The sequence below is a fragment of the Lactobacillus sp. ESL0263 genome (assembly GCF_003692845.1).
Taxonomy (GTDB): Bacteria; Bacillota; Bacilli; order Lactobacillales; family Lactobacillaceae; genus Lactobacillus; species Lactobacillus apis.
Genome location: NZ_REHL01000012.1, coordinates 1 through 1,364, shown reverse-complemented (window position 1 = coordinate 1,364; position 1,364 = coordinate 1). Strand labels below are relative to the sequence as shown.

The window sequence follows — 1,364 nt, the reverse complement described above, 5'->3', positions numbered from 1 at the left end:
ATAAACAAGATAGTTGATGACGCTGTGAACAACAAAGAGTCAGCAACTTACATTGAGGGTGCATATGTTGAGGGATCACTTAAAGACTTCAAACAAAGCTATAAGGATTTGCTTGATCAAGCAGTTTCAAGCGTCAAAGATGATATCGCTAAAGATACTACGTTAAATAGCACACTGAGAGCTAAGCAAAGTAAAGCGGCAGAAGATGCTGGAGAAAATGCTAAGGCGGCAATTGATCAAAAAGCAGTAGATACTGCTGATAAAGTAATTGATGCATATAACGAAGGCGTAAAGAACATTGAAGCAGCTCACACGTCAGTTAACTTGGCAGATGCAAAACTGAATGCTAAGGGAAAAATAGATCAGCAGGTTAGAAAAACTCAGAATGAGATTGACAGTGATAGTAATTTAAGTGATTCAAGAAAGACAGAGCAAAAAGCAAATGCAGCAGCAGCTGGGGAAGCGGCTAAGAATAACATTGATTTAGCTACAACTGGTGATGAACTAGAAAAAGCTCTCAGTGATGGTGAAAATGCAGTAGCAGCGGCTCACGAAAAACTTGAACTAGATGATCTAAAGAGCGATGCTAAAGACGCAATTGATGACAAAGTAGCAGCCACTAAGGATAAAATTAATAAGGATACAGCATTAACAACTACTGACAAAGCTACCCAGATAGCAAACGCTGAAGCAGCAGGTGCTGCTGCTAAGGACAAGATCACTGCCGCAACAACTGGAGAAGAAGTAGCTCAAGCTTTAGCAGCTGGTAAAAAAGATGTTGAAAATGCATATATATCAGGTAATATTTCTGATGCCAAGCTGAAAGCTAATGGCGATATTGATGACGCAGTAGCAGCTACAAAAGCTAAGATAAACGCAGATAAGCATCTACCAGCTGCCAAGAAAGCAGCGCAAATAGCAGACGCTGAAAGCAGAGGTGCAGCAGCTAAGAGCAAGATTACTGCCGCAACAACTGGTGATGAAGTAGCTCAAGCTTTAGCAGCTGGTAAAACTGATGTTGAAAATGCATATGTTGATGGTACAGTGGATGATGCAAAGCAGACCGCTAAAGACGCAATTGATACTGCAGTAACTGATTGCAAGAACTTGATTTCAAGCGATAGTGACTTAGATTCAGGTTCCAAGGCTACCCAAACTGCAGCAGCAGTAGCAGCAGGAACGGCAGCTAAGAACGACATCGATAGTGCTACCAGTTTTGAAGAAGTGGACAAGGCCCTTGAAGATGGTAAAGCAGCAATAGCAGCAGCATATCAGTCAGGAAACCTTGATAATGCAAAAGCTACTGCTAAGGGCGATATTGATGCTGAGGTGGCAAGAGTCCAAGGGCTAATTGACGCTGACCC

Annotated in this window: 1 protein-coding gene; it reads left to right on the top strand. The window is 42.1% G+C overall.

What is annotated here, in order from left to right; genetic code table 11:
• A partial coding sequence (locus tag F5ESL0263_RS08655) for a DUF1542 domain-containing protein (RefSeq protein WP_147441556.1) occupies nucleotides 1–1,364 on the top strand: 1,364 nt, incomplete at both ends.